28 protein-coding genes and 2 pseudogenes are annotated in these 25,736 nt (G+C 61.3%); 15 read left to right on the plus strand and 15 right to left on the minus strand.

The genetic code is table 11. The features are described from left to right. Positions 1–16: 16 nt before the first annotated feature. On the minus strand, positions 17–757 hold the full coding sequence (locus tag CYG48_RS13045; protein ID WP_118850771.1) for a class I SAM-dependent methyltransferase: 741 nt from the start codon (positions 755–757) through the stop codon (positions 17–19). A 79-nt stretch (positions 758–836) separates the two neighbouring features. Here CYG48_RS13045 and gloB point away from each other — a divergent pair, with 79 nt between their 5' ends. Together gloB and CYG48_RS13055 are read left to right on the plus strand one after the other, a co-directional pair. After that, positions 837–1,607 carry a hydroxyacylglutathione hydrolase gene (gene gloB / locus CYG48_RS13050; RefSeq protein ID WP_118850772.1) on the plus strand — a complete coding sequence of 257 codons (771 nt, stop codon included), beginning with the start codon at positions 837–839 and terminating at the stop codon, positions 1,605–1,607. A gap of 1 nt (position 1,608) precedes the next feature. Next, on the plus strand, positions 1,609–2,028 hold the full coding sequence (locus CYG48_RS13055; RefSeq protein ID WP_118850773.1) for a cupin domain-containing protein: 420 nt from the start codon (positions 1,609–1,611) through the stop codon (positions 2,026–2,028). On the opposite strand, the gene yddG is transcribed toward CYG48_RS13055, so the two are convergent. Both yddG and CYG48_RS13065 read right to left on the minus strand, forming a co-directional pair. Next, positions 2,029–2,913 carry an aromatic amino acid exporter YddG gene (gene yddG, locus CYG48_RS13060; RefSeq protein WP_118850774.1) on the minus strand — a complete coding sequence of 295 codons (885 nt, stop codon included), beginning with the start codon at positions 2,911–2,913 and terminating at the stop codon, positions 2,029–2,031. It abuts the gene before it with no gap. A gap of 30 nt (positions 2,914–2,943) precedes the next feature. Then, positions 2,944–3,717 (minus strand): DUF3108 domain-containing protein, encoded by a 774-nt coding sequence (locus CYG48_RS13065; RefSeq protein ID WP_118850775.1) that lies wholly within the window; start codon positions 3,715–3,717, stop codon positions 2,944–2,946. 248 nt (positions 3,718–3,965) lie between these two features. Here CYG48_RS13065 and rpmB point away from each other — a divergent pair, with 248 nt between their 5' ends. Next, positions 3,966–4,262: a 50S ribosomal protein L28 gene (rpmB, locus tag CYG48_RS13070; protein ID WP_118851649.1), complete on the plus strand. Its 297-nt coding sequence runs from the start codon at positions 3,966–3,968 to the stop codon at positions 4,260–4,262. Between the two features lie 110 nt (positions 4,263–4,372). Continuing rightward, positions 4,373–5,011, plus strand: a complete 639-nt coding sequence (locus CYG48_RS13075) for a queuosine precursor transporter (protein ID WP_118850776.1) — start codon at positions 4,373–4,375, stop codon at positions 5,009–5,011. Between the two features lie 23 nt (positions 5,012–5,034). Here CYG48_RS13075 and CYG48_RS13080 read toward each other — a convergent pair whose 3' ends face one another. From CYG48_RS13080 to CYG48_RS13095, 4 genes are all read right to left on the minus strand, one after another. After that, the gene (locus tag CYG48_RS13080; RefSeq protein WP_118850777.1) at positions 5,035–6,021 is read right to left on the minus strand and encodes an esterase-like activity of phytase family protein; all 987 of its coding nucleotides are present in this window, start codon (positions 6,019–6,021) and stop codon (positions 5,035–5,037) included. 8 nt (positions 6,022–6,029) lie between these two features. Further along, positions 6,030–7,928, minus strand: coding sequence for a cobaltochelatase subunit CobT (gene cobT / locus CYG48_RS13085; protein WP_118850778.1), 1,899 nt, complete (start codon positions 7,926–7,928; stop codon positions 6,030–6,032). A gap of 18 nt (positions 7,929–7,946) precedes the next feature. Beyond that, positions 7,947–8,939: a cobaltochelatase subunit CobS gene (gene cobS, locus CYG48_RS13090; RefSeq protein ID WP_118851650.1), complete on the minus strand. Its 993-nt coding sequence runs from the start codon at positions 8,937–8,939 to the stop codon at positions 7,947–7,949. Between the two features lie 61 nt (positions 8,940–9,000). Further along, the gene (locus tag CYG48_RS13095) at positions 9,001–9,630 is read right to left on the minus strand and encodes a J domain-containing protein (RefSeq protein ID WP_118850779.1); all 630 of its coding nucleotides are present in this window, start codon (positions 9,628–9,630) and stop codon (positions 9,001–9,003) included. A 117-nt stretch (positions 9,631–9,747) separates the two neighbouring features. On the opposite strand from CYG48_RS13095, the gene CYG48_RS13100 reads away from it, so the two are divergent. Beyond that, positions 9,748–10,029, plus strand: coding sequence for a BolA family protein (locus CYG48_RS13100; RefSeq protein WP_118850780.1), 282 nt, complete (start codon positions 9,748–9,750; stop codon positions 10,027–10,029). Positions 10,030–10,088: 59 nt separating this feature from the next. Here CYG48_RS13100 and CYG48_RS13105 read toward each other — a convergent pair. The 3 genes and pseudogenes from CYG48_RS13105 to CYG48_RS13115 all read right to left on the minus strand — a co-directional run. Continuing rightward, positions 10,089–10,952: pseudogene (locus tag CYG48_RS13105) on the minus strand (HlyC/CorC family transporter); the annotation flags it as partial. Positions 10,953–10,969: 17 nt separating this feature from the next. Beyond that, positions 10,970–12,118 carry a 3-dehydroquinate synthase gene (gene aroB / locus CYG48_RS13110; protein ID WP_118850782.1) on the minus strand — a complete coding sequence of 383 codons (1,149 nt, stop codon included), beginning with the start codon at positions 12,116–12,118 and terminating at the stop codon, positions 10,970–10,972. Continuing rightward, on the minus strand, positions 12,115–12,696 hold the full coding sequence (locus CYG48_RS13115) for a shikimate kinase (protein ID WP_118850783.1): 582 nt from the start codon (positions 12,694–12,696) through the stop codon (positions 12,115–12,117). Before CYG48_RS13115 ends, aroB begins: the two co-directional genes overlap by 4 nt. A 147-nt stretch (positions 12,697–12,843) precedes the next feature. Between CYG48_RS13115 and CYG48_RS13120 the strand changes: the two genes are divergently transcribed. From CYG48_RS13120 to CYG48_RS13140, 5 genes are all read left to right on the plus strand, one after another. After that, on the plus strand, positions 12,844–12,999 hold the full coding sequence (locus CYG48_RS13120; protein ID WP_118850784.1) for a hypothetical protein: 156 nt from the start codon (positions 12,844–12,846) through the stop codon (positions 12,997–12,999). A 15-nt stretch (positions 13,000–13,014) separates the two neighbouring features. Next, on the plus strand, positions 13,015–13,959 hold the full coding sequence (xerD, locus tag CYG48_RS13125; RefSeq protein WP_118850785.1) for a site-specific tyrosine recombinase XerD: 945 nt from the start codon (positions 13,015–13,017) through the stop codon (positions 13,957–13,959). Positions 13,960–14,021: 62 nt separating this feature from the next. Beyond that, on the plus strand, positions 14,022–14,975 hold the full coding sequence (locus CYG48_RS13130; RefSeq protein ID WP_118850786.1) for an acetyl-CoA carboxylase carboxyltransferase subunit alpha: 954 nt from the start codon (positions 14,022–14,024) through the stop codon (positions 14,973–14,975). A 171-nt stretch (positions 14,976–15,146) separates the two neighbouring features. After that, positions 15,147–16,451: a L,D-transpeptidase family protein gene (locus tag CYG48_RS13135; RefSeq protein ID WP_118850787.1), complete on the plus strand. Its 1,305-nt coding sequence runs from the start codon at positions 15,147–15,149 to the stop codon at positions 16,449–16,451. Further along, positions 16,448–16,681 (plus strand): sulfurtransferase TusA family protein, encoded by a 234-nt coding sequence (locus tag CYG48_RS13140; RefSeq protein ID WP_118850788.1) that lies wholly within the window; start codon positions 16,448–16,450, stop codon positions 16,679–16,681. Before CYG48_RS13135 ends, CYG48_RS13140 begins: the two co-directional genes overlap by 4 nt. 4 nt (positions 16,682–16,685) lie before the next feature. On the opposite strand, the gene CYG48_RS13145 is transcribed toward CYG48_RS13140, so the two are convergent. Both CYG48_RS13145 and CYG48_RS13150 read right to left on the minus strand, forming a co-directional pair. Next, on the minus strand, positions 16,686–17,834 hold the full coding sequence (locus CYG48_RS13145) for a CobW family GTP-binding protein (RefSeq protein WP_118850789.1): 1,149 nt from the start codon (positions 17,832–17,834) through the stop codon (positions 16,686–16,688). A 12-nt stretch (positions 17,835–17,846) separates the two neighbouring features. Further along, positions 17,847–18,944, minus strand: a complete 1,098-nt coding sequence (locus CYG48_RS13150) for a D-alanyl-D-alanine carboxypeptidase family protein (protein ID WP_390920376.1) — start codon at positions 18,942–18,944, stop codon at positions 17,847–17,849. A gap of 154 nt (positions 18,945–19,098) precedes the next feature. On the opposite strand from CYG48_RS13150, the gene CYG48_RS13155 reads away from it, so the two are divergent. The 3 genes and pseudogenes from CYG48_RS13155 to CYG48_RS13175 form a co-directional block, all read left to right on the plus strand. After that, the gene (locus tag CYG48_RS13155) at positions 19,099–20,262 is read left to right on the plus strand and encodes a M20 aminoacylase family protein (protein ID WP_118850790.1); all 1,164 of its coding nucleotides are present in this window, start codon (positions 19,099–19,101) and stop codon (positions 20,260–20,262) included. A 1,729-nt stretch (positions 20,263–21,991) separates the two neighbouring features. Beyond that, positions 21,992–22,327, plus strand: coding sequence for a transposase (locus CYG48_RS13170; protein ID WP_118850793.1), 336 nt, complete (start codon positions 21,992–21,994; stop codon positions 22,325–22,327). After that, a pseudogene (locus tag CYG48_RS13175) lies at positions 22,327–22,440 on the plus strand (transposase domain-containing protein); the annotation flags it as partial. The gene CYG48_RS13170 and the pseudogene CYG48_RS13175, both read left to right, overlap by 1 nt. Positions 22,441–22,475: 35 nt before the next feature. Here CYG48_RS13175 and CYG48_RS13180 read toward each other — a convergent pair. Beyond that, positions 22,476–22,997, minus strand: a complete 522-nt coding sequence (locus CYG48_RS13180) for a DUF6428 family protein (RefSeq protein ID WP_118850794.1) — start codon at positions 22,995–22,997, stop codon at positions 22,476–22,478. 43 nt (positions 22,998–23,040) lie between these two features. Here CYG48_RS13180 and CYG48_RS13185 point away from each other — a divergent pair, with 43 nt between their 5' ends. Further along, entirely contained in the window at positions 23,041–23,406 is a 366-nt protein-coding gene (locus CYG48_RS13185) for an ArsR/SmtB family transcription factor (protein WP_118850795.1), read from the plus strand. Next, positions 23,399–24,622, plus strand: a complete 1,224-nt coding sequence (gene arsK / locus CYG48_RS13190) for an arsenite efflux MFS transporter ArsK (RefSeq protein ID WP_118850796.1) — start codon at positions 23,399–23,401, stop codon at positions 24,620–24,622. Before CYG48_RS13185 ends, arsK begins: the two co-directional genes overlap by 8 nt. Here arsK and arsH read toward each other — a convergent pair. Both arsH and arsC read right to left on the minus strand, forming a co-directional pair. Next, positions 24,608–25,354: an arsenical resistance protein ArsH gene (gene arsH / locus CYG48_RS13195; protein WP_118850797.1), complete on the minus strand. Its 747-nt coding sequence runs from the start codon at positions 25,352–25,354 to the stop codon at positions 24,608–24,610. The two genes, arsK and arsH, sit on opposite strands and share 15 nt — an antisense overlap. Next, positions 25,311–25,736, minus strand: coding sequence for an arsenate reductase (glutaredoxin) (arsC, locus tag CYG48_RS13200; RefSeq protein ID WP_199925144.1), 426 nt, complete (start codon positions 25,734–25,736; stop codon positions 25,311–25,313). The genes arsH and arsC overlap by 44 nt, the downstream gene beginning before the upstream one ends.

Raw genomic sequence — 25,736 nt, forward strand, 5'->3', positions numbered from 1 at the left:
GAGGATCCCGCAGCCGCTACCGCATGCGTGTCGTGGGCACGCCGCGTGGCGCAAGCACCGGCACGAAGACACGCCGTGATGCGCGCGCCGCCACCGGCAGCCCCTGGTAAAGCCGCTTCTGCGCCTCAATGATGAGCACGCCGGAAAAAACCGGCCAGAAACGCTTGCCCATGCGCTCGAAAGCGTGGCGCAGTTTCAGCACGGCCCGGTTCTTGGACGGCGGGAAAAACAGTGCCTCGGCACTGGCACTCGGGGTGAAATTGGTTTCGCGCAGCAGCGAGGTCAGCTGGCGGCGCGAATAAGGCCGGCCCGAACCGAACGGCGTGTGCTCCATCCGCGCCCAGACCCCGCGGCGGTTCGGCACCACGATCACCAGGCGGCCGCCCGGCGCCAGCACCCGCCAGATCTCCTTCAACGTTTCACTGGGGCTCTCGGCAAATTCCAGGGAATGTACCATCAGGATGCGGTCGATCGATGAATCCGGCAGCGGCAGCTCTTCATCGAACACGAGTGCCGTGGAGGAGAGTTCTCCCACCGGCCAGTTCACCGCCCCCTGCCCGGCCGGCATGAAGGCGAAGGTGCGCTCGGTGTCGGCGCGGAAGCGATCGAGATAAGGCACCGCGTAACCCAGCCCCACCAGCCGTTCTTCCGGCAGCCGTGCCCACAGGCTCGACAGCGCCACGCCGATCGATTCCTCGGCGAGGCGGCCGAGGGGAGAATAGTAGAATTCGCGGAGATCGACGATATCGACTGACATCTACACAGGACTGGTTGGACTTCGGACACTCAGGGTCTACATTGTTCTCAAAAGCAATTTGAGCAATAGGGGCGATGTTGTGAAACCGCTTGAACTGGAAGTTTTCTCCTGCCGAAGCGATAACTATGGCGTCTTGGTTCATGATCCGGAAAGCGGGCTGACGGCTTCAATCGACGCACCGGAAGAGCAACCGATCCTGGATGCGGCCGCCCGTCGCGGTTGGAAAATCACCCACATCTTCACGACGCACCACCACGGTGACCACGTCGAGGCAAACCTGGCGCTGAAGGAGAAGTTTGGCCTGGAGATCATCGGGCCGGTGAACGAAGCGGTTGCGATTCCGGGCCTCGACCGCACGATGGCGGATGGCGACGAGTTCCTGTTCGGTGAGCATGTGGTACGCGTGCTGGAAACGCCGGGCCATACCGCGGGCCACATCTGCTACCACTTCCCCGACGACAAGATCCTGTTTGCAGCCGACACACTCTTCGCGCTGGGCTGCGGGCGCCTGTTTGAGCGGCCGGCGGCCGACATGTGGCACTCGCTCCAGAAGCTTGCCGTGCTCCCGGATGAGACGGCCATCTATTTCGGCCACGAATACACGCTCTCCAACGCCCGGTTTGCGCTGACCATCGATCCGGACAACCAGCGCCTGAAGACGCGTGTTGCGGAAATCGAAGCCAAGCGCGCCGCCAACGAGTTCACCATCCCGACCATGATGGGGCTTGAGAAGGAAACCAACCCCTTCCTGCGCGCTGCGGATCCGTCCATCCGCCGCAACCTCGTGATGGAAAGCAAGACCAACGAGGAGGTCTTTGCCGAGATCCGCAAGCGCAAGGACAACTTCTAAAGTGGACGCGCAGGAGATTATCCAAACGCTCGGCATGCAACGCCATCCCGAAGGCGGCTGGTATGTCGAAACATTTCGCGACGACAACGGCGGTGCCCGCGGCCATTCGACGGCGATCTATTACCTGCTCGAGAACGGCGACAGATCACACTGGCACCGCGTGCGCGATGCGGCGGAAGTCTGGCACTTCTATGCCGGCGATCCGCTGCTGCTGAAGACATCCGATGGCAAGACAAGCAAAAGCGTGACGCTTGGCATAAGCCTCGCAAAGGGCGAGCGGCCGCAGGCAGTCGTGCCGGCCAACGTGTGGCAGTCGGCCGAACCGCTTGGCGCATTCACGCTGGTCGGCTGTACGGTGGCGCCCGGCTTCGCCTTCAACAGCTTCGAAATGGCGCCGCCGGACTGGCAGCCCGAAGGCTGATCAGGCAGGCTGGCGTTCAGCTTTCGCAGGACGCAGCAGGTCGCGTGCCGCAAGCACGGCACCACCCGTGATGAGCAGGCATGCCACCAGGATCCGCCAGTCGGCCTGCGCAAATCCTGAAGCCACAAGAATGAGGGTCGAAAGCAGCGGTGCTGCATAACTCGCCGCACCGATGATCTGGATGTCGCCGTTCTTGACCCCGTAGTCCCAGGCATAGAAGGCTGCACCGACGGGCAGCAGCCCTAACCCTGCCACAGCCGCCCATTCGGCACCACTCGCCGGCCAGACGGTGGTCTCCAGCGCCATGTGGCAGACGAGCGAAAGAAGCGAGGTGGCAAGGCAAAAGCCGGTCACCACATCCGTCGAAACGCGCTTGAAGCTGCGTGTCATCAGCGAGTAACCGGACCATGTGAAGGCGCAGAGGAAGGCCGCGCCATAACCCAGCGTATAGGCGCTGTCGAAAGAAAGCCCGTTGCGGGATACGATTGCGATGGTGCCAAATAGCCCCGCCAGCGCGCCCGCCACATGATACCAGCGCAGCCGTTCGCCCGGCAGGAGAGCCGAACCGACCACGATGAGGAGCGGCCAGAGATAGGCGATCAGGCCCGCCTCCACCGCCGGCGCATTTCGCAGCGCCGTGAAATACAGGAAATGATAGCCGAACAACCCGCCGATGCCGGTGATCCATACTTTTGCCGGCTGTTTCAGGAGCGCGATGCGCTGCGGCCTGATGGCAAACAGGATGAGCCCCGGCAGGCTGCCGATCGCAAAGGTCATGGCGTTCATCTGGAACGGCGGGACCTTGCCGGAGGCGGCCGTCATCAAGGCAAGCAGTGACCACATCAAGATCGCCGTGAAGCCGATCAACGTCCCGCGAATTTTCACCCCTGCCCCCTCAGGCACCCATCCGTGCCTTCAACCGCCGTACCGGACGGCTGTCACGTAAACCGGCCCCATCCTCGTTGGGATCACCGCATAAACGGGAGCATATACATTTGCCGACTGGGCCTTGGCAAACCAGATCTCCATCGGCGTCCTGCTCAGGTATTCGATGTCGCTGCGGCCACGCCGATAGCCGGATTTCGGCTGGTAGCGGATGGAGCAGACGATCGCCTCGCCCTTGAAGCCTGCGGTGGAGAACTGCTTCGTACCCTTGCGTGTCAGCACCAGGTCCATGCGCGACTCGCCGTCATAGATCGGCAGCCGGCTCGGGCAGACCTTGGCGCTTGCCGGAAACACCAGGCCACTCAACGGATCAAGCACCGCACGCAGGTCCTTATCCGTCACCGGCACCCAGTTCTTCGGGTTGCGCGTCGGCTCCGGCTGGATGGTCGTCTGCGTGACGTTGCCGTTGCGGTACTGCACCTGGTAGACGCGCGTACGCCGCCCGGAGCTATAGACCAGGTGATATTGGTCCGCCTGCAGCTTGTCGGCTTGCATCCGGCCGCTCACGCTGGTTTCCGCCGAAACCTTGCTGATCAGGTTAGCGATGCCGGCAGACCGGAACGTCCCGTTGATCTTGTAGTCACGATCGCCGAACTCGCTCGAAAACGAGGCTTTCGCGATCGGCAGGATGCCGAGGCTGATATCGTATTCACTGACATGGCGAACTTCCGCCGAACCGAGCGGCGTGGCCACCAAGGCGGGCAGAAGCAGGAGCGCGGCAACGAAACGGCCTTTGAATTTCATGATTCCATCCGGGCTGCGGAGTCGCGACAGGCGTCTTCCTGCGGACATATAGACGGTGCATAATGGCAAGAAAATAGCGCTACGCGGCGCTGCCGGCCGGAATCTCTTCACCGCAAAACGAGGTTTTGGCTTGACGCGCCGGATCTCACTGACTATAGAACCGCAACTTTCCAATCAGGACCAGTTGGATCGGGCACCGGGCATTGCCTGGAAGGACCATCCGATTGCAGAAGAACAAAGGTGAATCCATGTCTCGTGTGTGCGAACTGACCGGCAAGGGCATCCAGACCGGCAACAACGTAAGCCACGCCAACAACAAGACCCGCCGCCGGTTCCTGCCGAACCTCTGCCAGGTCACGCTGATCTCCGACGCCCTCGGCCAGCGCTTCCGTCTGCGCGTTTCCGCACACGCCCTGCGTTCGGTTGAACACCGTGGCGGCCTTGACGCATTCCTGCTCAAGTCGAACGAGAACGACCTGTCGATGCGCGCCCGCCTTCTGCGCCGCCAGATCGCCAAGAAGACTGCAGAAGCTGCAGCTGCCTAATCGGCAAACACATCATTGGATTTTGGGGAAGGCTTGGCGGATAAAACCGCTCAAGCCTTTTCTCTTGGCTCCATAGGACTCCAACTGGTGGCATCACCCAGGATAAAAAAATGCTCCTGACCCGTTATACGCTTGTCTATGCCCTGCTGATGTCGGCGATCGTCGTCGCTTCCAACATCATGGTGCAATACCCGCTTTCCGGCACGCTTTTCGGAATTGCGCTCGGCGATCTCCTCACCTGGGGCGCCTTTACCTATCCCATCGCCTTCCTCATCACCGACCTGACGAACCGCCAGTTCGGCCCGGCAATTGCCCGCCGCGTCGTGTTCGTCGGCTTTGTCGTTGGCGTCGCGCTGTCCTTCTACGCATCGATGCCGCGCATCGCGATCGCGTCCGGCACGGCGTTCCTGATCGGCCAGCTTCTCGACATCTCGGTGTTCAACCGCCTGCGCCGCCAGACCTGGTGGCAGGCGCCGCTCGCCGGCTCGCTCATGGGCTCGGCCATCGACACGCTGCTGTTCTTCTCGATCGCCTTTGCGCCGGCCTTCGTCTTCATCGGTGCGAACGACGACTTTGCGATCGGCTGGGCGCCCATCCTCGGCGTCTTCTCGGCTGACGCGCCGCGTTGGCTCTCTTGGGCACTGGGCGACCTCTGCGTCAAGATGATCGTCGGCGTCGTGCTGCTGCTCCCCTATGGCGCGCTGATGAACGTGCTGAAGCCCATGCCGCAGGCAGCGAAGACCGCCTGAGCTCGCAACCGCTGGGCCGCTTTCTAGCGGTTCAGCCGGAACTCCAGCATGATGTTGCGCTGGATCATGTTGCCGTTGTCATCCGAGACGATGATCACATGCGGCCGGCCATCCGGGCCGGCAATCACATCCAGACCTTCCATGTTGTCGATGGCGTAGCGCATGTCTGCATCGAGCAGCACCTCGCCATCGACCACAGCACCGGGACGGATGTCTTCGCCCTTGAGCCTGCGGATGCGCATGCCGAGCCCGGTCAGGAAACTGAACCGGCGTTCGAGCAGCAGGAAGTCGCCATTCGGCAGGAAGGCGCCATCGGTCGCATTGTAGGGATCGTGGCGCACCACCTTGAAAACCCCCTTCAGCGGCCCCTCCAGGACTGCGGCAAACATGTTGCCCTTGTCGTCTAGGCTTTCTTCGGTGATGACGATCGGGGCGCCCCCGAGCGGGCTGTCCTTCGGCGACACGGCAACCGTTTCCATGCCGCCGTTCATCCGGAACTCGCGGCGCGGGATCGGCAGGGGAAGCGTCCGCAAAGGCCCGGACGCCTCAAAACCGGGATCCGGATAGACATCAACGCGGTGCAACTGCTCAAAGCTCACCAGCGCCTCGCCATCCCGTAGCGCCAGCCCCTCCGCATCCGTGTTGTATTTCGTGCCGATCCGCCCGCCGCGGATCCGCATGGGATCCACGCTAAGCTCTGCCAGTCCGGAAAGCCGACCCTCGCCGTCGCGGCGAATGCGACCGGTCAGCCAATGGCCCGTATCAAGCACGGAGACAAAACGCTCTCCGTCCCTTCGGAAGCGGATGCTGGACAGGGATTGCAGCCGACGATCCGGCGAGGTGAATTGCAGCCCGCCGAGGAACTCCAGATCACCGAACCGGGTCTGCCCACCCGGTGCAAACCGGTTGATGACACTGACCTGGACGGGGATATCTTCGCCGGCCGGCGCCACCGGAGAAGCAAAGCAGAGGGCGGCGACGGCGCAGAGCGCGAAACGGCTGAGCTTCAAGAACGGCCTCAGCTGGCCCGGCGCATGCGGCCCGCCGCAGGACCATTGTTTTCGGCAAAGAGTTCGGCAAGCTGCTCGGTCATCGCGCCGGCAAGCTCGTCCGCATCCACGATGGTGACGGCTTTGCGGTAGTAGCGCGTGACGTCGTGACCGATACCGATCGCCAGAAGCTCCACCGGCGAGCGGCTTTCGATCTGCTCGATCACGGCCCGCAGATGGCGTTCCAGGTAGTTCCCCGGATTGACCGACAGCGTCGAGTCATCCACCGGCGCACCATCCGAGATCATCATCAGGATCTTGCGCTGCTCGGGCCGGTGAATGAGCCGCTGGTGAGCCCACATCAGGGCCTCTCCGTCGATATTCTCCTTCAGAAGGCCTTCGCGCATCATCAGGCCGAGGTTGCGACGCGAACGGCGCCACGGGGCATCAGCGGACTTGTAGACGATATGGCGCAGGTCGTTGAGGCGGCCCGGTGTCGGCGTCTTGCCGGCGGCCAGCCACTTCTCGCGCGCCTGTCCGCCTTTCCACGCCTTGGTCGTGAAGCCGAGGATCTCGACCTTGACGCCGCAGCGCTCCAGCGTGCGGGCGAGGATATCGGCGCAGGTGGCGGCAACCGTGATCGGGCGACCTCGCATCGAGCCGGAATTGTCGATGACCAGCGAAACGACCGTGTCACGGAACTGCGTGTCCCGCTCCTTCTTGAACGAGAGCGGCTGCATCGGGTCGATGATCAGGCGCACGAGGCGGGCCGGATCGAGGTATCCTTCCTCAAGATCGAAGTCCCAGGAACGGTTCTGCTGCGCCATCAGGCGGCGCTGCAGGCGGTTCGCCAGGCGTCCAACGGCGCCTTGCAGGTGCGCCAGCTGCTTGTCCAGGAAAGCGCGCAGGCGATCAAGCTCGGCTTCGTCGCAAAGCTCTTCGGCAAGGATCTCCTCATCGAACTCCTGCGTGAAGATCTTGTAGTCGACCTTTTCGTTGAAGTCGTCGAACGGGCTGTTCGGTCGGCGGGTTTCGCCCGGCGTTTCGGAGTGTTCGTCGCTATCGTCCGACATGTCGTCGTCGGACATTTCAGCGCCGTCCATCTCCCCTTCTTCGAGTTCGTCGTCGGAGACATCGCTCTGTTCGGCGGGCTGCGCATCGGCGCCAGCCTCTTCCTCGACCTCTTCGTTCTCGGTCTCGTTCGAGCGCGGCTGCTCCTCGTCGTTCGGGTTCTCCATTTCCTCCGGCTCGGAGGTCTCGTCGGCGAATTCCTCCGCCATCTGCATGGAGGTGAGCATGTTGCGCACGAGCTTGCCGAAGGCCTGCTGGTCTTCGATCACGTTGCGCAGGTTGTCGAGGTCGCCGGCAGCCTTTTCTTCGATGAACGGCCGCCATAGGTCGAGCACCTTGCCGGCGCTGGATGGCGGCGCCCGGCCGGTCAGCTTTTCGCGCACGAGCATGGCGACCGCCTCGGCGATCGGCGCATCCTCCTGGCGTTCGATGCCGGAGAAGTTCGCCTTGGCGTATTTCTCCGTCTGCATCGCATTGAGGTTGGCGGCCATGCCGGCCATCCGCAACGCGCCGATCGACTCGACGCGCGCCTGCTCGACCGCATCAAAGACGACGCGGGCGTCAGCCCCTTGCGGCGACATGCTGGCATGCACATTGGTGTCGTGGCAGGCGAGCCGCAGCGCCATGGAGTCGCCGAGCCCGCGGGTAACCGCAAGCTCTTGCGCCGTCGGACGCTTGGAGATTTCAGGCAGGCGAATGCGTTCTCCGGCAAGGCCCGGGCGCTCATTGGCGAACGTAACCTCGACCTCGCTGTCGCCCGCAATCGAGCGGACGCAGCCGGTGATGGCACGGCGCAACGGCTCGGTATCAACCGGACCGCCAGCCTTCGCCTTCGAATTGTCTCCGCGACCTGCCAATGCTTTCGCCTTCCTCGCTTAGGCTCCGCGAACGATGTTTGCCGCGCTTTCCTTCAGCTCGACGCCAAAGGCCCGCTGATACTGTTCGGCAACCAGCGTGCGCTCCAGTTCGTCGCACTTGTTGAGGAAGGTGATGCGGAAGGCGAAGGCAACATCCCCGAAGATCTCCGCATTTTCCGCCCAGGTGATGACGGTACGCGGGCTCATCACGGTCGAAAGATCGCCGTTGATGAAGGCCGAGCGCGTCAGGTCGGCAACGCGAACCATCTTCGAAACGGTCTCGCGACCCTCCGCGGTGCTGCCGAAGGATTTCACCTTGGCGGCAACGATATCGACTTCCTTCTCGTGCGGCAGGTAGTTCAGCGTCGTCACGATCGACCAGCGGTCCATCTGCGCCTGGTTGATCTGCTGCGTGCCGTGGTAGAGGCCGGTCGTGTCACCGAGGCCAACCGTGTTGGCGGTCGCAAACAGGCGGAAGGCCGGGTGAGGACGAATGACGCGGCTCTGGTCGAGCAGGGTCAGGCGGCCAGACGATTCCAGCACGCGCTGGATTACGAACATCACGTCCGGGCGGCCGGCATCGTATTCGTCGAACACCAGCGCGACATTGTGCTGGTAGGCCCAGGGCAGGATGCCGTCCTTGAACTCAGTGACCTGCTTGCCGTCCTTCAGGACGATCGCGTCCTTGCCGACGAGGTCGATACGGCTGACGTGGCTATCGAGGTTGATGCGCACGCAAGGCCAGTTGAGGCGCGCTGCGACCTGCTCGATATGCGTGGATTTGCCGGTGCCGTGGAAGCCCGACACCATGACGCGTCGGTTATGCGCAAAGCCGGCGAGGATGGCGAGCGTCGTATCACGGTCGAAGAGGTAATCCGGATCGAGATCCGGTACATAGGGGTCGCCGTTGCTGTAGGCAGGAACCTTGATATCGCTGTCAATGCCGAAGACTTCCCGAACCGAAACGGTCGTGTCGGGAAGATTGGAAATATCTAGATCAATCTTACTCATCATCTCTCCAAGGCGCGGATCGCCGCCCGGCCATCATCCTCAATGCCATTGAGGTTACGGCTTAGCAGAAACCTGCCTGCTTCAACAACTGATATGCTTGAATGACAGCACGAAAACGTTCTTCGGATCCGCGGTCTCCGCCATTGGCATCGGGGTGGTGTTTCTTGACCAATTCCTTGTAGCGGCTCTTGATTTCCGCCGATGTCGCATTGGCGCCAAGACCCATCGTATCAAAGGCTTTGGCTTCGAGCGTCTTCAGCTTTCGCCCCTGCGTCTCGTAGCGTCCGCCCCCGCCGGCGCGCGCCTGCGACACGAAGCCGAACGGGTCCTTGAAGCGCTGCTGGGTATGGGCGGCACCTGAGCGCGCCGTGGAATGCAGCGGTGCATCCTTGGCCGACTTGTTGACGCCCACCGTCCAGGTCGGGCGATGACCAGTGATCGCTTCCTTCTGGTAGCGCGCGATCTCGGTGTCCGACAGGCCCGAAAAATAGTTGTAGCCCTTGTTGTATTCGCGCACGTGCTCGAAGCAGAAGAGGAAGAACTGGCCTTCGGCATTGCGCCCGACCGGCGCGCGGTGAACGCCCGGCTTGTCGCACCCGTCCCACTGGCACGTGGGAGCCTGAGGCGTAGCCTCCTGCTCACGCTTGCGGCGCGTCCTGATGCGATCGAAATATTTGGAATCTAATTTCATAAGGCCTTCATTATGGGATTATGAAGAGGGCGGAACAAGAATTGACAAAGCGCTTTCTTGCTGGTTTCTGGGTACCCCTCTTGCGTCGCCCGAGCCCCTTGAGGAGCGAGAAAACAAATGTCAGTCCGTGCCCGGATCGAAGCTCTTCTGACCAGTGAACTCGAACCTGAGCGGCTCGTCGTGATCGACGAAAGCCACCAGCATGCCGGTCACCAACCCGACATCACCGGAACTGGCGAAACCCATATGCGGGTACGCATCGTGTCCAAAAAATTCTCCGGGATGAGCCGGCTCGACCGGCATCGGACGGTGAATGCTCTTCTGAAGCCGGAACTGGATGCAGGCCTGCATGCACTGGCTGTGGAGGCATCTGCGCCGGGTGAACCGACCCGCTGGTAGTGGATCCTAGATAGGTATTCGGCGCCGTTCGGCCAAGACGGCAGTCACAAAATCCAGCACTATTCCGCTGGCAAATCGGCCTCATCGGCAGGCCGTATCCGCAGCCGGGTGATGCGGTTCTTTTCGCGCTTCATGACGATGAACCGCTTGCCGTAGAAGGTGAAGGCCTGCCGCTCCTGCGGGATGAGCTTCGACTCGTAGATGACAAGCCCGGCAATCGTCGTCGCCTCGCCATCCGGCAGGTTCCAGTCGAGCGCGCGGTTGAGGTCCCGGATCGGCACCGAGCCATCCACGACGATCGAGCCATCGGCCTCCTGCCGCACGCCCTGGATCTCGATATCGTGTTCGTCCGCGATATCGCCGACGATTTCTTCCAGGATGTCCTCGAGTGTCACGATGCCCTGCATCGTCCCGTATTCGTCGACAACGACAGCAAAATGCATCTTGCGCCGCAGGAACGCGCCAAGCTGGTTCTTGAGGCTGGTGCTGTCGGGCACGAACCAGGGCTTTTGCGCAATCCTGACGAGGTCGATGGTTTCCGGCTGCACGCCGGGCTCCGCAAGTGCGCGCAGCAGGTCCTTGGCGTGAACCACGCCGATGATGTTCTCGATCGAATTGCGCCACACCGGCATGCGGGTGAACGGGCTTTCGAGGATCGCCCGCACCGAAACCTCCGGCGGGTCATCGGCATTGACGGCACGCATCACCGTGCGGTGCTTCATGACATCGGAGACCTCGAGTTCCTCGAGATCGAAAAGTCCACTCAGGCGGTCGCGATCCTGCCTGTCGAACTTGCCCTCCCGGTGGAGCGCATCGAGCGCGGCATGCAGGTCGTCGTGGGTGGAGAAACCAAGCGTCTCCCTGGACAAGGATGCGCCGGACCAGCGGAGAAGCCCGCGGATCAGCGCATTGACCAAGCGTGAACCCATACCCCCGGACGTCATTTCGGCCGTTTTTCCTCCAGGAAGCTCAGCACCTCGGACGGCGGCACATCGTCCGCAATAAAGGACTGGCCGACACCGTGGGTGAGGATGAAGGTGAGCTTGCCGCCCTTTACCTTCTTGTCCTGCGCGATCGCATCGAGCAGCTTTTCCGTCGGCGGAAGTTCGCCCGGGATCTCGCCCATCGTGGTCGGGAGACCGACTTCCCGCAGATGCGCTTCGACGCGCTTGGCGTCATCCGGGCTTGCGAGGTTGAGGCGCGCGGAGAACTGGTGCGCCAGCACCATGCCGATTGCAACACCTTCGCCATGCACGAGACGGCTGCTGTCATATTGCGTTGCCGCTTCCAGCGCATGGCCGAATGTATGACCGAGGTTGAGAAGCGCGCGGCGGCCCGTCTCGCGCTCGTCTTCCACCACAACGTCCGCCTTGGCCTGGCAACTGACGGCTATCGCCTCGATGCGCTCAGGCCCGCCTTCAAAAACCTTCTTCCAGTTCTTCTCCAGCCACGCGAAGAAATCCGGCTTGTCGATCAGCCCGTATTTGGCGACTTCCGCATAACCGGCGCGGAACTCCCGCTCTGAAAGGGAGTCGAGCGCAGCACTATCGGCCAGGACCAGGTCGGGCTGGTGGAACACGCCAAGAAGGTTCTTGCCATGGCGGGTGTTGATGCCGGTCTTGCCGCCGACGGAAGAGTCGACCTGCGCCAGCAGGGTCGTCGGGATCTGCACGAAGCGCACGCCGCGCCGCACGATGCCGGCGGCAAAGCCGGCAAGGTCGCCGATGACTCCGCCGCCAAGCGCAATCACCGCATCATTGCGCTCGATGCGCGCCGTCAGCACCATGTCGCAGACCGTCGACAGGTGTTCGAGGCTCTTGGTTTTTTCGCCCGCCGGTAGCGACAGCGACACCGCCTCGATGCCATCCGTCTGCAGGCTGTCCATCAAAGCTTCGAGATAATGCGCCCCGACATGTTCGTCGGTGACGATCGCCGCCCGGCGACCCTTCAGCCGCGAGGTGATCTCACCGCCTGCCCGGCCGATCAGGCCAGGCCCGATCAGGATGTCATAGGCGCGGCCTTCCAGCGGCACATGCACCAGGCGCTCGGCAGCGCGCTCGTTTGCACCTTCGGGTTTGGAAATGTTCATGACAGGCGACTTTCGTGATGCATGTCAGCCACGGCCAACAGGACGGAATTGGCCATGACATCCTTGCGGACATTGATGGAGGGCACCGTCAGGTCCGCTTCAGCATAGATCGGGTAACGCTGGATCATCAGGTTTTCCAGCGTCTGCCTGGGGTTTTCGGTCTTCAGCAAGGGCCGGTTGTCGCGCTTGCTGACCCGCTCCCAGAGGATGTCGAGATCGGCCTTCAGCCAGACCGAGATGGCGCCACTCGCCCTGATCTGCTTGCGGGTGTTTTCGTTGATGAAGGCGCCGCCGCCGGTGGAGATGACCTTGGGGCCGTTCCTCATGAGGCGCTCGATCACCCGGGTCTCAAGCGCCCGGAACTCCGTCTCGCCGTAGCTTGAAAAAAGCTCGGGGATGGTCATCCGCGAGACCTTCTCGATCTCGGCATCGGTATCGACGAAGGGGATGGAGAGGCTTTGGGCGACCAGTTTCCCGATCACCGACTTGCCAGCGCCCATGAGACCCACAAAGACCAGATTCCGCCTGCCAAGCACAGCGCGCGCCTGTTCGGCAACGGAGGTTAATGTTTCTGTCATTGTCGTGTCCCGTTTGAGGAAACGGTATCGACAAATGCTCCCGCAGCGTCAAGCCGTCGCAACCTTGAAAGGCAACAGGTGTTTGTTAGCTGTTGCCCTTCCGCCAAGGTTCGTCGATATAGTGCACCTCGTGCTGCGGAGTCTTGAATGCCCACCCTATTCCGTTTCTTGTTCGTCCTGGCGGTGATTGCCGGCATCATTTATGGAAGCATGGTGGCTCTCGTGATGCTGGTTGAGCCGCGTGAGCGGGATGTCACGGTGCGCATCCCTTCCGAGCGGTTGAACCCGGCGCCGGCGCAGTAACCACGGCGGAGGCCCATGGCCGATCTTTCCCGAGCGCATATCGAAGCATTCCTCGAGATGATGAGTGCCGAACGGGGTGCGGCCGGAAATACACTTTCCTCCTACCAGCGTGACCTGGACGACCTGCATGGCTTCCTCGCGGGGCAGGATAAGTCGCCGCTCAATGCCAGCAGCACTGATCTTTCCGCCTATCTCGCCCATCTGAACAGCCAGGGATTTGCCGCCTCCTCGCAGGCACGGCGGTTGTCTGCCATGCGGCAGTTCTACAAGTTCCTTTATGCCGAAGGCCTGCGCGGCGACGATCCCTCGTCTATCCTCGACGCCCCGAAGAAAAGCCGCTCCTTGCCCAAGACCATGAGCGAGGAGGATGTGACCCGCCTGCTCGAGTTGGCGGCTGCGGAAGCCTCGCAAGTTGGTCCTGACCAACTGACGCGCCTGCGAATGCATGCCCTTCTCGAGCTGCTTTATGCCACGGGCATGCGTGTCAGCGAGCTTGTGTCGCTGCCGGCCAAGGTGCTGGACCAGGAAGGCCGCTTCCTGATGATCCGCGGCAAGGGCAACAAGGAACGGCTCGTTCCGTTGTCACGTTCAGCCATTGCGGCCATGAAAGCTTATGCGCAGGCGCGCACGGCAGCGATTGCGAAGACGGGAGACAGCCCCTGGCTCTTTCCATCATCGGGCAAGGAGGGCTATCTTCCGCGCCAGGTCTTCGCGCGGGACCTGAAGGCACTCGCCGCCCGCGCGGGGCTCAAGACGACCGCAATCTCGCCGCACGTCATGCGGCACGCCTTTGCAAGCCATCTTCTTCAGAATGGCGCAGACCTTCGTGTGGTGCAGGAACTGCTTGGACATTCAGACATTTCAACCACGCAGATATATACCCATGTACTGGAAGAACGGCTGCGGGAGCTGGTGGAAACACATCACCCTCTTGCAAAACAGGCCAAAAACGCTGATTAGAGGCGCCAAGCTGAACGGGAACTCCGTGTTCCTGAGGTAGAAATAACCGGAAACCGGACCTGATGCAGACTTATCTCGATTTCGAAAAGCCAATCTCCGACCTCGAGGCGAAGATCCATGAGCTGAAGAAGCTTGCATCCGAGGACGAGAGTATCGACACTTCGGACGAGATCAATCGCCTTGAAGGACGTGTCCGGGAAGCACAGCGGGAAATCTATTCCAAGCTCGGCGCCTGGGAAAAGACCCAGGTGGCGCGTCATCCGCAGCGCCCCCACTTCGTCGATTACGCCGCCGCTTTGTTCACGGACTTCACGCCGCTCGCCGGCGACAGGAACTTCGGTGAAGACGCTGCCATCCAGGCCGGCCTTGCACGCTTCAATGGCATGCCGGTCGCCGTCATGGGCCAGGAAAAGGGTTTCGACACCAAGACCCGTCTCAAGCACAACTTCGGCAGCCCGCGGCCGGAAGGCTACCGCAAGGCCATCCGCATCATGGAGATGGCGGACCGCTTCCATCTGCCGGTCATATCGCTGATCGACACGGCCGGCGCCTATCCCGGCGTTGGCGCGGAAGAACGCGGCCAGGCGGAAGCCATCGCCCGTTCCACGGAAATGTGCCTTGGCATCAAGGTGCCGATGGTCTCGGTTGTCATCGGCGAAGGCGGCTCGGGCGGCGCGATCGCGATCGCCACCGGCAACCGCGTCTACATGCTCGAGCACTCGATCTATTCGGTCATCTCGCCGGAAGGTGCAGCATCGATCCTGTGGCGCGACTCCACCCGCGCCCGCGAAGCGGCAACCAACATGAAGATCACTGCGGAAGACCTGAAGGCGCTCGGCATCATCGACGACATTATTCCAGAACCCGTCGGCGGTGCCCATCGCGACCCGGCAACGGTGATCGCTGCCACCGGTAAGGTCGTGGAATCGGCGCTCAAGGACCTCAGCAGCCTGTCCGGCGAGGAAGTGCGTGCCGCACGTCGCCAAAAATTCCTGGACATCGGCCGCAACCTCTGACCAACCCAATTGCGGCCGATAGCCAAATTCGGCCACATTGCTGCATCAGTGAATCCACTGGCGGTCCGGCTGGACAGGCCGGCTTTAGCGGTTAAGAATATGTAAACACTGCCGCTTTAAATTTATGCCTGTACCGATTCCATTCGCCGTTCTAGTTCGTGTGGTCATCCGATGCGCCTGAAACACATCGCTCTTGCCCTTCTCGTCGCGACCGCCCTGACGGGCTGCAACGATACGCTCGATACAGCATCGATTGATCTGAAGAGCGTCAAGAACAAGGTCGAGCAGCCGCTGCCGTCGAAGATCCTGGCCGACATGCAGGCCAAGAACATGCCGCGCAACTCGCCGATCATGATCCGCATCTTCAAGGAAGAAGGTAAGCTGGAGATCTGGAAGGCGAAGGCGGACAACCGCTTCGACCTCATCAAGAGCTACGACATCTGCGCCTGGTCCGGCAAGCTAGGACCGAAGGTGAAGGAAGGCGACCGCCAGGCGCCCGAAGGCTTCTACAGCCTGACGCCGGCGCACCTGAACCCGAACTCGAAATATTATCTCGCCATCAACACCGGCTTCCCGAACCGCTATGACGCGGTGAACGGGCGCACCGGCTCCAACCTGATGATCCATGGCGCATGCTCGTCTTCGGGCTGCTATTCGATGACGGACGAGCAGGTGCTGGAAATCTACGCCTTTGCGCGTGATGCCTTCCGCGGCGGCCAGAGCTCGGTTCAGTTGCAGGCCTATCCGTTCCGCATGACGGCGGAAAACATGGCGCGCCATCGCGACAACCCGAACTACGACTTCTGGAAGATGATCAAGACGGGCTACGACCACTTCGAGGTCACCAAGCGCCCGCCGGAAGTGAATGTCTGCGAAAAGAAATACGTCTTCAATCAGCAGCTCAGCGGCAACGGCACCTTCGCCCCCGCCTCGGCCTGCCCGCCGACCCAGACGCCGCCGGCGCTGGCGTCAGCCCTGACGTCCTACTCGAAGTCCTACGAACTTGCCTACCAGAAGGCGCTCGACAAGTACCAGGACAAGGTCTGGTATGAGCCGACCGAAGCCGAGCGCAAGGCGGTCGTCGCCAACAAGCGCAAGGGCCGTGATCTCGCTTACGCACCGACCGGCACCTCGCTCGAAGCCGGCAAGCTGATGAGCAAGGCCGAATTCGCGCAGATGATGGAAAAGCGGATGAACGGCGGCAAGGCGACGGGCGCACCGGCCAACAGCGTCATGCTGGCCTCGACCGCACCGTCCTCCCCCCGCGCATCTTCCGCAGCGGAGCGCATGAAGCAGGACCGCCTGCCGGCAGCAGCAACGACGACGGCAAGCGTACCGGCGACTGTTGCAGACGCCCGTGGCCAGACGGTTGCCGTTCCGGTTCCGGCGCAGAACCCGCTTGCCTATTCGGCACCGGCTGCACCGGTCGCCGAACAGGCCAAGAAGCCGTTCTGGAAGTTCTGGAGCAAGGAATGACCGTTCCAGCCGAAGATCTTTATGATCTTCGCGGGCTCAAATGTCCTCTTCCCGTGTTGAAGACACGCCGGCGGCTGAAAGACCTGCCGAGCGGTTACCGTTTGACGATCGAGACGACTGACCCGCTTGCGGGGATCGATATCCCGCATTTCTGCAACCAGGACGGCCACCAGCTTCTGCGGTCTGAAAAGACGGAGACCGGCCACCGTTTCCTGATCCAGAAGGCCTGATCGCCTACATCTTGAGGCCCGGCACCGCCAGAGGGTTATCCTCGAGCGCGGCGCGATCCGGCCGGTCCACCCGCGGCTGGCCGGTAAAGGCGGCAAACAGGTCGGCCACGAAGCTTTCCGGCAGATCCTGCGTGATCAGCACCATCCGCGTCAGGCGATCCGAACCCTCCGGCCATTTCGGCAGGCGCTCCGGCTGGTGAAATACGCTCTGCACGCCGTGCAGCACGAGCGGCCGCTCCGGATTGTCGGACAGCGCCACGATCGCCTTCATGCGCAGCAGCTTCTCCCCATGCGCGGTGCGCAGCAAGTCCACGAACATCTCGATGGCCATAGGATCGATCGGCTTGTCATGAACGAGCGAGAAGGAGCGGATGTTTTCGCCGTGGCGCGTCACATCATGATGATGATGGTGATGATCGTGCCCGTGATCATGGTCATGATGCCCGTGGTCGTGGTGATCATGATGGTGATGGCCAGCGATTTCCGCCTTCAGCCAGCGATCGACATCGGCGATCTTTGTCGCCGGGTCGTAGAGCCCGTTCTGCAGGATGGCAGCGCTGCCGGCTTCCGCCTTGTCGCCATCCACTCGCACCGCACGCGGATTGAGCGCCCGCAACCGGTCATTCAGCGTTTCGACCGTCTGCGTATCGGCCAGCGACAGCTTCGAGATCACCAGGCGGTCGGCAACCGCGACCTGCTTCACCGCCTCCGTGTGGCGGTCGAGCGTCGATACACCATGCACGGCATCGACCACCGTCACGACACCTTCCAGCTCGAAGTTCTGCGCGATGATCGGGTTGCCCATCACCGACTGCATCACGGGCGCCGGATCGGCGAGACCCGTCGTTTCGATCACCACCCGTTTGATCGGCTGCAGCCGGCCCGTCTGGATGCCGTCCATCATATAGGCCAGCGTATCAACCAGTTCGCCGCGAACGGTGCAGCAGAGGCAACCGTTGGAAAGCTCCACCAAGGCATCGCCTGATGCCTCGACGAGGAAGTTGTCGATGCCGACCTCGCCGAACTCATTGATGATGACGGCGGTGCCGCTGGTCGCCGGATCCTTCAGGATGCGGTTGAGAAGCGTCGATTTACCCGCGCCGAGAAAACCGGTCAGGATGGAAACCGGGATCCGGCCTGAAACAGGTGACATTTTTATTTCCAATCAAAAAGTCGGGCGCGGCTGCGGGATCGGAACCCGTGCGAGCCGCTTGTCGCCCTTGCCGGCCGAAACCGGTTCGCTGCCCGGGATGAGCCCTGCATAGCTGTAGACCGGCGGACGGGTCATCTCGTGGATATAAGGCGAGTGCATCACGGTGCGGCCGGCATCGTCGCGATTTTCACTGCGGATCTTGGCGGCCTTCGGATTGCAGATCTCGGCGCTCACGTCATTGACCTTGCTCGTGTCACCATAAGGGGCAAGCGCTGAGAATGGAACGCCGCTGTTCGGGTTGGTGGTCAGCCCCTGCTGCAGGAGGTTGGCCGAATCATCGGCGCGCCCGGCAAGGCTGTCGGAGCCGAGCACGACGGAAATGACAGTGCGACCGTTGCGGGTGGCAGACGACACCTGGTTGAAGCCGGCGGCGCAGATGAACCCGGTCTTCATTCCATCGGCGCCGTCGAAGCGGCCGATCAGCGTATTGAAGTTCGGATACTGCTTGGAGCCGACATCGATGCCCTCAAGCGAGAAGTAGCTCTGGTATTCCGGAAAATCCTGCTTGATCCTGAGCGCCAGCAAAGCCAGGTCCCGCGCTGTGGTGTACTGCCCCTTGCCCGGAAGCCCGTGCGGATTGATGAAACGCGTCGAGGTCATGCCGAGCGCCTTGGCCTGGCTGTTCATCATCGCCACGAACTGGTCGTGCGAGCCACCAACCGTTTCAGCGATCGCCACGGCGATGTCGTTTGCGGATTTCACGAGCAGGATCTTCAGGGCGCTGTCGACAGTGAGCTTCGAGCCCGGCTTGAAATAGGTCTTGCTCGCGGGCTCGGCGGCTGCCCGCTTGCTCATCGTAACCGGGCTGTCGAGCCGCAGCTTGCCGCTCTTCAACGCGTTGAAGGTAAGATAAGCCGTCATCAGCTTTGTGAGCGACGCCGGATACCATTTCAGGAAGGCGTCTTCATGCGCAAGAACCCTGCCCGTCTGTACATCGACGACCATTTTGGGATTGGCCGCTGCGGCTCCAGCCGAAAAGATGAGGCTGAGAGCGGAAACTGTGCAGATCGCTTGCGCAGTGCATGCGGAACGGAAGCCGGAGAACAGCAAGATATTTCCTCGTCGTCGGGGTTAACGAGTGTGGCGCATATGCGGCCTATATGGCCAAGCAATGGCAAAGAAGATTGATTACGTCAATCAGGGCAGGCAGTATCAGCCGATGACGAGATTCATAACCGTGTGATTGAGAATTACAGGAAAGATTATGCCAGTTTTGAACAGGGCTGCCGAACTCCAGGGTGAAGTGACGGAGTGGCGCAGACACCTTCACGAAAATCCGGAAATTCTTTACGAGGTCGAAAACACGGCCGCTTTCGTCGCCTCCAAGCTGAAAGAGTTCGGCGTCGATGAGGTTGTCACCGGTATCGGCCGCACCGGCGTCGTCGGGGTCATCCGCGGCAAGGGCCCCGGCAATCGCGTGATTGGCCTGCGGGCCGACATGGACGCCCTGCCGCTCAGCGAGATCACCGGCAAGCCCTGGTCATCCAAGATCGCCGGCAAGATGCATGCCTGCGGCCATGACGGGCATACCTCCATGCTGCTGGGTGCGGCGAAATACCTCGCCGAAACGCGCAACTTCAACGGCTCCGTTGCCGTCATCTTCCAGCCGGCCGAAGAAGGTGGCGCTGGCGCACTCGCGATGGTCGAAGACGGCATGATGGAGCGCTTCGGCATCGAGGAAGTCTACGGCATGCACAACATGCCGGGCATTCCGCTGGGACAGTTCGCGATCCGCAAGGGCGGCATCATGGCGGCCCCCGACCGCTTCACGATCGTCATCAAGGGGCGCGGCGGCCATGCGGCACAGCCGCACAAGACGGTGGATCCCATCTTCATCGGTTCGCAGCTTGTCGGAAGTCTGCAGGCGATCGCCGGCCGCAATGCCGATCCGCTCCGCTCCGTGGTGGTTTCCGTCACCCGTTTCGATGCCGGCACGACGCACAACATCATCCCGGACGAGGCGACGCTGTGGGGCACGGTTCGCACCCATAACGAAGAAACCCGTGACCTCGCCGAAAACCGTCTTCGCCAGATCGTTGACGGCATCGTTGCCGCGCACGGCGCGGAAGCCACGATCGAATATCACCGCCAGTGCCCGGTCACCAGCAACCACGACCAGGAAACGGAGCATGCCATCAAGGCCGCAACGGACGTCGTGGGTGCCGCCAATGTCGACCCTAACGTCGATCCCAGCATGGCCGGGGAAGACTTCGCCTTCATGCTGAACAGCCGGCCGGGCGCCTTCATCTTCATCGGCAACGGCGACACCGCGCCTCTCCACAACCCGCGCTACGACTTCGAGGACGAGGCGATCTCCTACGGCATCTCGTACTGGGTGCGGCTGGTGGAACAGAGGCTGGCGGACTGACGGCCGGAAAACACTTGGCTTAAGCCGCCGGCTTTTGTATGGAAAGGCTCACGTGGTCCCATAGCTCAGCAGGATAGAGCGCTTTTTCGGGTAGAAACTTTACCGACGTAGAAATTAAATAAGAGTTTCAGGTACTTAACTCGTGGTAAATTTACCGGAGCTGGTTTTCCGCTTGCTGGGATTTGGCACCTATATTAAGTTTCGAACAGGCCACCCGGTTGGCCTCCGTCCTTTGGGCGCAAGGAGCCGTCGCACCATCCGGAACATCTCGCCCTTCTTCTAGTACCGTGATGACGGCCCCAGCGACAGAGGGTCGAAGTCCACCTATGCCGCTGCCCTTGATAATATTTGCGTTGATCCAGGCGCATCTATCGGTTATTCGGTCGGTTGCAGATGGATCTGTTCACGTAGCTCAGCAGGATAGAGCATGCGATTCCTGGTTAACAATTGGGGGCTGTAGTCCGAAAGGGTACAGTCGATCTGCTCAAATTCGGGGAACGCTTCGCTGCACTCCAGCATGCCAATCCCGAGCCAAGCTCCGGAGCGATCCGGTGAAGGTGTAGAGACTGGATGGGCAGGACCTAAAGACTTCGGTCCAGGGTCAAGGGACAGTCCAGACCACGAACGCGAGAGCGGCGGCGAAAGCCGAAGTGGTATGAATCGCAGGGTCGGAGGTTCGAATCCTCTCGTGAACACCATTTGTCTGCAGGATTCAGCAGACGTCGCCGACCTCACGTTCGCTAGGGCGGCGGAGGACGTGGTCCAAGCTGCACTCGGGCAGGGGCCGCATCGGGAGCAACACTTTGTGGGGGCACCTCCTCGCGAGCTCGAACCCGCGGAGAAGGTTTAGTCGCCTCCACTTCGCGTTCCGGCATTATGTCCCGCAGCAATTTCCACTGGCGCGGCAGAAATCGACTGTGGCTTCGCGAACGTTTCCTGGGCTGCCACCGCGCGAGCAAGCAGGTGCTTCGCGCGGGAACATCCCGGAGTTTCGGTTCTACTACCATGACCTTAAGGAAGGCGGCGTCCTCCTTCTTGGCGTGGAACATATGTTCAAGGTCGGCTATCTTCAGTTGCAAGTATGGCCGTTTGCCATTTGGTGCGTCTCGCTTCTCCGTCGGCCAGTGGCCTGATGAGGAATTAAGTATGCTCAAGCGCCTGGAGCTTGTCTCTGGAGCTTCGTCATTGTCTACGTGTGAGCAATGACTGCAGCTCCGCGTTCAAATGCGCGAAAGAAGAAATTATGCGTCCAACCCTCCCTGAGTCTCAATGTCGGGCCGGGAGAAGGCCACCACACCATCACCTGAGGCCTGCGGCTGCCCCATCGTCTCCATCTCCGCTTCAGGCACCACAGCCATCACCATGTGGATGTACTCACGTTCAGGACCATGAGGATCCTTTTCATATCGCTCGCACGTCGACACGGAGTACCGGATCCAGCCACGAGCTCGAGAAGGGTACGCAGACCTGCTGGGAGCAAAGCTGCTTTGATTGGGACTGCTGAATGTAGTCGATTGGCAAGGGAACCCCCGTGGCGTCTCAATTCGATGGTCGCAGGAACGAGACCTGAATCCACATGCGCTGCGCAGGAGTTGGCGTCACTGCGAAATGCACGCTGAGAAAGCATCAAGCGTCGCGACAAGAGCGTAACCGATGTTCTGCCCCCACGTTGCCTGCAGCCGCCTGATCTGAGATCGACATTCCATGGATGAAGAACGGGAGTTTGTCCATGGAGACTACATTAGAGTTTCTCACAACCAGGAAGCCGGGACGTGAGGTTCACCGACATTGGCCGGACGAGGTCAAGGCGAAGATTGTTTCGGAAAGCTTGAGGCCTGGCACGACAGTCAATGAAGTTGCGCAGCGCTATGGATTGCGAGCCAACAGCCTTTCCACATGGCGGACGATGGCGCGGCAGGGCAAGCTGATGTTGCCAGAGCCAGAAGACGCGGTCGAGTTCGCGGCCATGGTCATCAATACGCCATTGCCGGAGCTGCCGACGGTAAAGGCTGCTACGAGCCCCGAGATCGTCGTAGGCCCAGTCACCATCCGTCTTGAGGAATGATCGATCCGCTGGCCTATTTGACTGCGACGCTCACCGCCATCGTCAAAGGCCACAGGCAGAGTTGCATCGATGAGATTTTGCCGTGGCATTATTCGGGACGAACAAACGGCTGAAGTCTGCTGTCGGCCCAAAGCGGACAATAAGGTCACTATTCGCAACAGGCGTTGCTGACCGAATGGCCGCGACACTGAACCTCTTCTGCTGATCTCTCAGCCAGCCATCGGTCACGCGGCTTGCAACTGGCAGCTCTTGGCACCAGTGTCACCGCCAGAACGCCTTCACTCGTCGAAGGTTCGTCGGCGCAAAACAACTGCATCGGGCGCATGCCGTCGGAAACTTCAAACGTCAGTTTTGCCTCGGCCGGGAGGCGAACGTGCTGGGACACTTTCCTGACGATCGCGCTGAACTTACCCGCGGTCATGTGGGTCCGGTCCCTCTCGTCAACATCCCATAGCTGGACGAAGATTTCCGCCCACGCTTCTGGATTGGCTCCGCAATCCAACGCGGAAAAGTGACCCGCTTTCACCTCGGTGACATGGTAACCGGACTTGATCGCTCGCCCCTCGTAGCTGAACACGAGCGGAAGGTCATGGTTGGCGGCGGTCAGTTCGAGCAACCTCCCGAGAGTAATGTCGCCCGTGTGGGAAATGCTCTTGCCGCTCGTATCCATCTGCGTTACTCCTCCAATTCAATGTTTCAAGGATCGTTGAATCATGGATGATCGTCAAGCCCTCGCGTCCTTTGCGGCGCTCTCACAGGAGACCCGCCTCCAAGTCGTTCGCACCCTCGTTGTTGCTGGGCCCGATGGCCTTGCCGCAGGTTCGATCGCCGAGCGCGTGGGCGTTTCGCCGTCGAACCTCAGCTTCCATCTCAAGGAACTGGACCATGCGGGCCTGATCTCCCAGCGACGTGAGTCGCGATCCATCGTCTACAGCGCAAGCTATGAGGCACTAGCCAACCTCGTGAAGTTCCTGATGGAAGACTGCTGTTCGGGTCATCCCGGCATCCGGGCTTCACTCGAGCGTTCCGGAGATTGTTGCACCGGAACGACGGCTGACAAGGATGCGACCGTTGCGTGACATCAAAGTCCCTGCGAGCATCGTGTCGGCGCTCGGCCTGACGCAGATCATCGGATACGGCACTCTCTACTACACGTTCTCTATCCTGTCCCCGGCGATCGCCGAAGACCTTGGCCTGAGCCTCGAATGGGTCTTCGGCGTCTTCTCGTTGTCGCTCTTCGTAGGCGGACTGTCCGCGCCGTTCATCGGCCGACAGATGGACAGGATCGGAGCCGCGACGGTGATGACGGCCGGATCGGCCATAGCGGCGGCCACGCTTGCGGTATGTGCATGGTCGCCTTCCGTCGCCGTCTTCGCTCTGGCGATCGTCATGCTGGAGATATCCTCCGGCATGGTGCAATATCAGGCGGCGTTCGCGGCGCTCGTCGAAAACGAGCCAAGGACAGCATCGAGGAGCATCACCTATCTGACCCTGATCGGCGGCTTCGCGTCGACGATCTTCTGGCCCATCTCGGCGGCGCTCAGCGGCTTTCTCACCTGGCGGGAAATCTACCTGGTGTTCGCCGCCCTGAACCTCTTCGTGTGCATGCCGTTGCACTTCTGGATCATGTACGTCGGCAAGGCCGCGTCTCGCCTGGAACCTAACAGGACGCCGAATGTCGTCGTCGGCGCTCTTCCACCCGAAGCTCGCCGGCGGGGCATGATCCTGGTCTCCTTCGCCTTTGCCGTCCTTGGCTTCACTCTGGCCGCCATCCTTGCCCACATGGTGCCGATGCTCGGAACGCTTGGCTTTGGCACAATGGCCGTCGTGGTCGGATCGATCTTTGGCCCCTCGCAGGTTGCCAGCCGTCTGATCAACATGATTTTCGGCACGAGGCTTTCGCCGCCCATGCTCGCGGTGATTTCCGCCTTGCTCATAGTCCTCGGCGTCATGACCCTGGGACTATCGGGCGACTGGCTTCCGGGCGCGGTCGTCTTCGCAATCTGCCTTGGCCTTGGTTCGGGCATCAACAGCATCGCGCAGGGTAGCCTGCCGCTGTACCTGTTCGGCTCGGACGGCTATGGCGCGGTAACGGGCAAGATGGCGGCGGCTCGCCTCGCCGTGGGGGCCGCTGCGCCGTTCGTATTTGCGACGGCGATGCAGAACCTCGGCATCGGGACCGCACTGGCCTTGAACGCGGCGCTTGGTCTCGTGGGGGTTATCGCCTTCGTGGTCGTCGCGACATCGACGCGACGCCCAAGGACAACGGCCTCCCGGGTGTCAGATCGACTTTAGTGAGACACGCTGCTCTAGCTTGGCCGCCTCTTCTTTTCGCTCGCTGTAGCGATCGGTCAGATAAGGCGACGCATCCCGGGTCAGGATCGTGAACTTTACCAGTTCCTCACAGACGTCGACGACCCGGTCGTAGAACGACGACGGCTTCATCCGGCCTTCGGCGTCGAACTCCTGGAAGGCCTTGGCTACGGATGATTGGTTCGGGATGGTGATCATCCTCATCCAACGCCCGAGGATACGAAGCTGACTGACCGCGTTGAACGACTGCGACCCTCCCGAGACCTGCATGACCGCCAGGGTCTTTCCCTGCGTCGGTCGCACCGATCCGACAGCCAATGGAATCCAGTCAATCTGGGACTTCATCACGCCGGTCATCGCACCATGGCGCTCGGGACTGACCCACACCTGGCCCTCGGACCATTCGGAGAGCTCACGGAGTTCCTGCACCTTGGGATGGCTAGCGGGAGCTTCGTCCGGGAGCGGAAGTCCCTTCGGATCGAAGACGCGAACCTCGCAACCGAAATGCTCAAGCAAGCGCTGGGCCTCGAATGCGAGCAGTCTGCTGTACGATACCTCACGAAGCGACCCGTAGAGGATCAGGATACGGGGCTTGTGCGTCGAGAACGCCGGACGCAACGCCCTGAGGTCGGGCATGCGGAAATGTTCGGGGGATGCGGCTGGGAGTGTTTCAGACAATGCGCTTTCCTTCGTCGTCGAGAACCCGTTCGCCATCCTCCTTGGTAAAGGGGCCATTGAATGCGTCGGCCGGGAGGATGTCGAGTACGGCCTCCGACGGGCGCGCGAGGCGCGTCCCCATCGGCGTGATTACGAACGGACGGTTGATAAGGATTGGGTCCTTGAGCATGGCATCAAGAAGCTGGTCGTCGGTGAGGTCCGGATTATCGAGACCCAGTTCGGCATAGGGCGTGCCCTTTTCACGGATGGCCTGACGAATTGTAAGACCAGCATTGGCAATCATCGTCGCGAGCTGCTCGCGGGTTGGCGGCGTCTCGAGATACTCGATGATCGTGGGCTCGCTCCCTGCATGCCGGATCAGGTCGAGCGTGTTCCGTGAAGTCCCGCAGGCGGGGTTGTGATAGATCGTGACGTCCAT

This window comes from Neorhizobium sp. SOG26 (assembly GCF_003491345.1).
GTDB lineage: Bacteria > Pseudomonadota > Alphaproteobacteria > Rhizobiales > Rhizobiaceae > Neorhizobium > Neorhizobium turbinariae.

What these genes read in the sequence shown, in the direction of transcription:
- CYG48_RS13045 (WP_118850771.1), bottom strand. Translation starts at nt 757, where the DNA reads ATGTCAGTCGATATCGTCGATCTCCGCGAATTCTACTATTCTCCCCTC.
- CYG48_RS13065 (WP_118850775.1), bottom strand. Translation starts at nt 3,717, where the DNA reads ATGAAATTCAAAGGCCGTTTCGTTGCCGCGCTCCTGCTTCTGCCCGCC.
- rpmB (WP_118851649.1), top strand. Translation starts at nt 3,966, where the DNA reads ATGTCTCGTGTGTGCGAACTGACCGGCAAGGGCATCCAGACCGGCAAC.
- CYG48_RS13075 (WP_118850776.1), top strand. Translation starts at nt 4,373, where the DNA reads ATGCTCCTGACCCGTTATACGCTTGTCTATGCCCTGCTGATGTCGGCG.
- cobS (WP_118851650.1), bottom strand. Translation starts at nt 8,939, where the DNA reads ATGAGTAAGATTGATCTAGATATTTCCAATCTTCCCGACACGACCGTT.
- CYG48_RS13095 (WP_118850779.1), bottom strand. Translation starts at nt 9,630, where the DNA reads ATGAAATTAGATTCCAAATATTTCGATCGCATCAGGACGCGCCGCAAG.
- CYG48_RS13100 (WP_118850780.1), top strand. Translation starts at nt 9,748, where the DNA reads ATGTCAGTCCGTGCCCGGATCGAAGCTCTTCTGACCAGTGAACTCGAA.
- aroB (WP_118850782.1), bottom strand. Translation starts at nt 12,118, where the DNA reads ATGAACATTTCCAAACCCGAAGGTGCAAACGAGCGCGCTGCCGAGCGC.
- CYG48_RS13115 (WP_118850783.1), bottom strand. Translation starts at nt 12,696, where the DNA reads ATGACAGAAACATTAACCTCCGTTGCCGAACAGGCGCGCGCTGTGCTT.
- CYG48_RS13120 (WP_118850784.1), top strand. Translation starts at nt 12,844, where the DNA reads ATGCCCACCCTATTCCGTTTCTTGTTCGTCCTGGCGGTGATTGCCGGC.
- xerD (WP_118850785.1), top strand. Translation starts at nt 13,015, where the DNA reads ATGGCCGATCTTTCCCGAGCGCATATCGAAGCATTCCTCGAGATGATG.
- CYG48_RS13130 (WP_118850786.1), top strand. Translation starts at nt 14,022, where the DNA reads ATGCAGACTTATCTCGATTTCGAAAAGCCAATCTCCGACCTCGAGGCG.
- CYG48_RS13135 (WP_118850787.1), top strand. Translation starts at nt 15,147, where the DNA reads ATGCGCCTGAAACACATCGCTCTTGCCCTTCTCGTCGCGACCGCCCTG.
- CYG48_RS13140 (WP_118850788.1), top strand. Translation starts at nt 16,448, where the DNA reads ATGACCGTTCCAGCCGAAGATCTTTATGATCTTCGCGGGCTCAAATGT.
- CYG48_RS13145 (WP_118850789.1), bottom strand. Translation starts at nt 17,834, where the DNA reads ATGTCACCTGTTTCAGGCCGGATCCCGGTTTCCATCCTGACCGGTTTT.
- CYG48_RS13155 (WP_118850790.1), top strand. Translation starts at nt 19,099, where the DNA reads ATGCCAGTTTTGAACAGGGCTGCCGAACTCCAGGGTGAAGTGACGGAG.
- CYG48_RS13170 (WP_118850793.1), top strand. Translation starts at nt 21,992, where the DNA reads ATGGAGACTACATTAGAGTTTCTCACAACCAGGAAGCCGGGACGTGAG.
- CYG48_RS13180 (WP_118850794.1), bottom strand. Translation starts at nt 22,997, where the DNA reads ATGGATACGAGCGGCAAGAGCATTTCCCACACGGGCGACATTACTCTC.
- CYG48_RS13185 (WP_118850795.1), top strand. Translation starts at nt 23,041, where the DNA reads ATGGATGATCGTCAAGCCCTCGCGTCCTTTGCGGCGCTCTCACAGGAG.
- arsH (WP_118850797.1), bottom strand. Translation starts at nt 25,354, where the DNA reads ATGGCGAACGGGTTCTCGACGACGAAGGAAAGCGCATTGTCTGAAACA.
- arsC (WP_199925144.1), bottom strand. Translation starts at nt 25,736, where the DNA reads ATGGACGTCACGATCTATCACAACCCCGCCTGCGGGACTTCACGGAAC.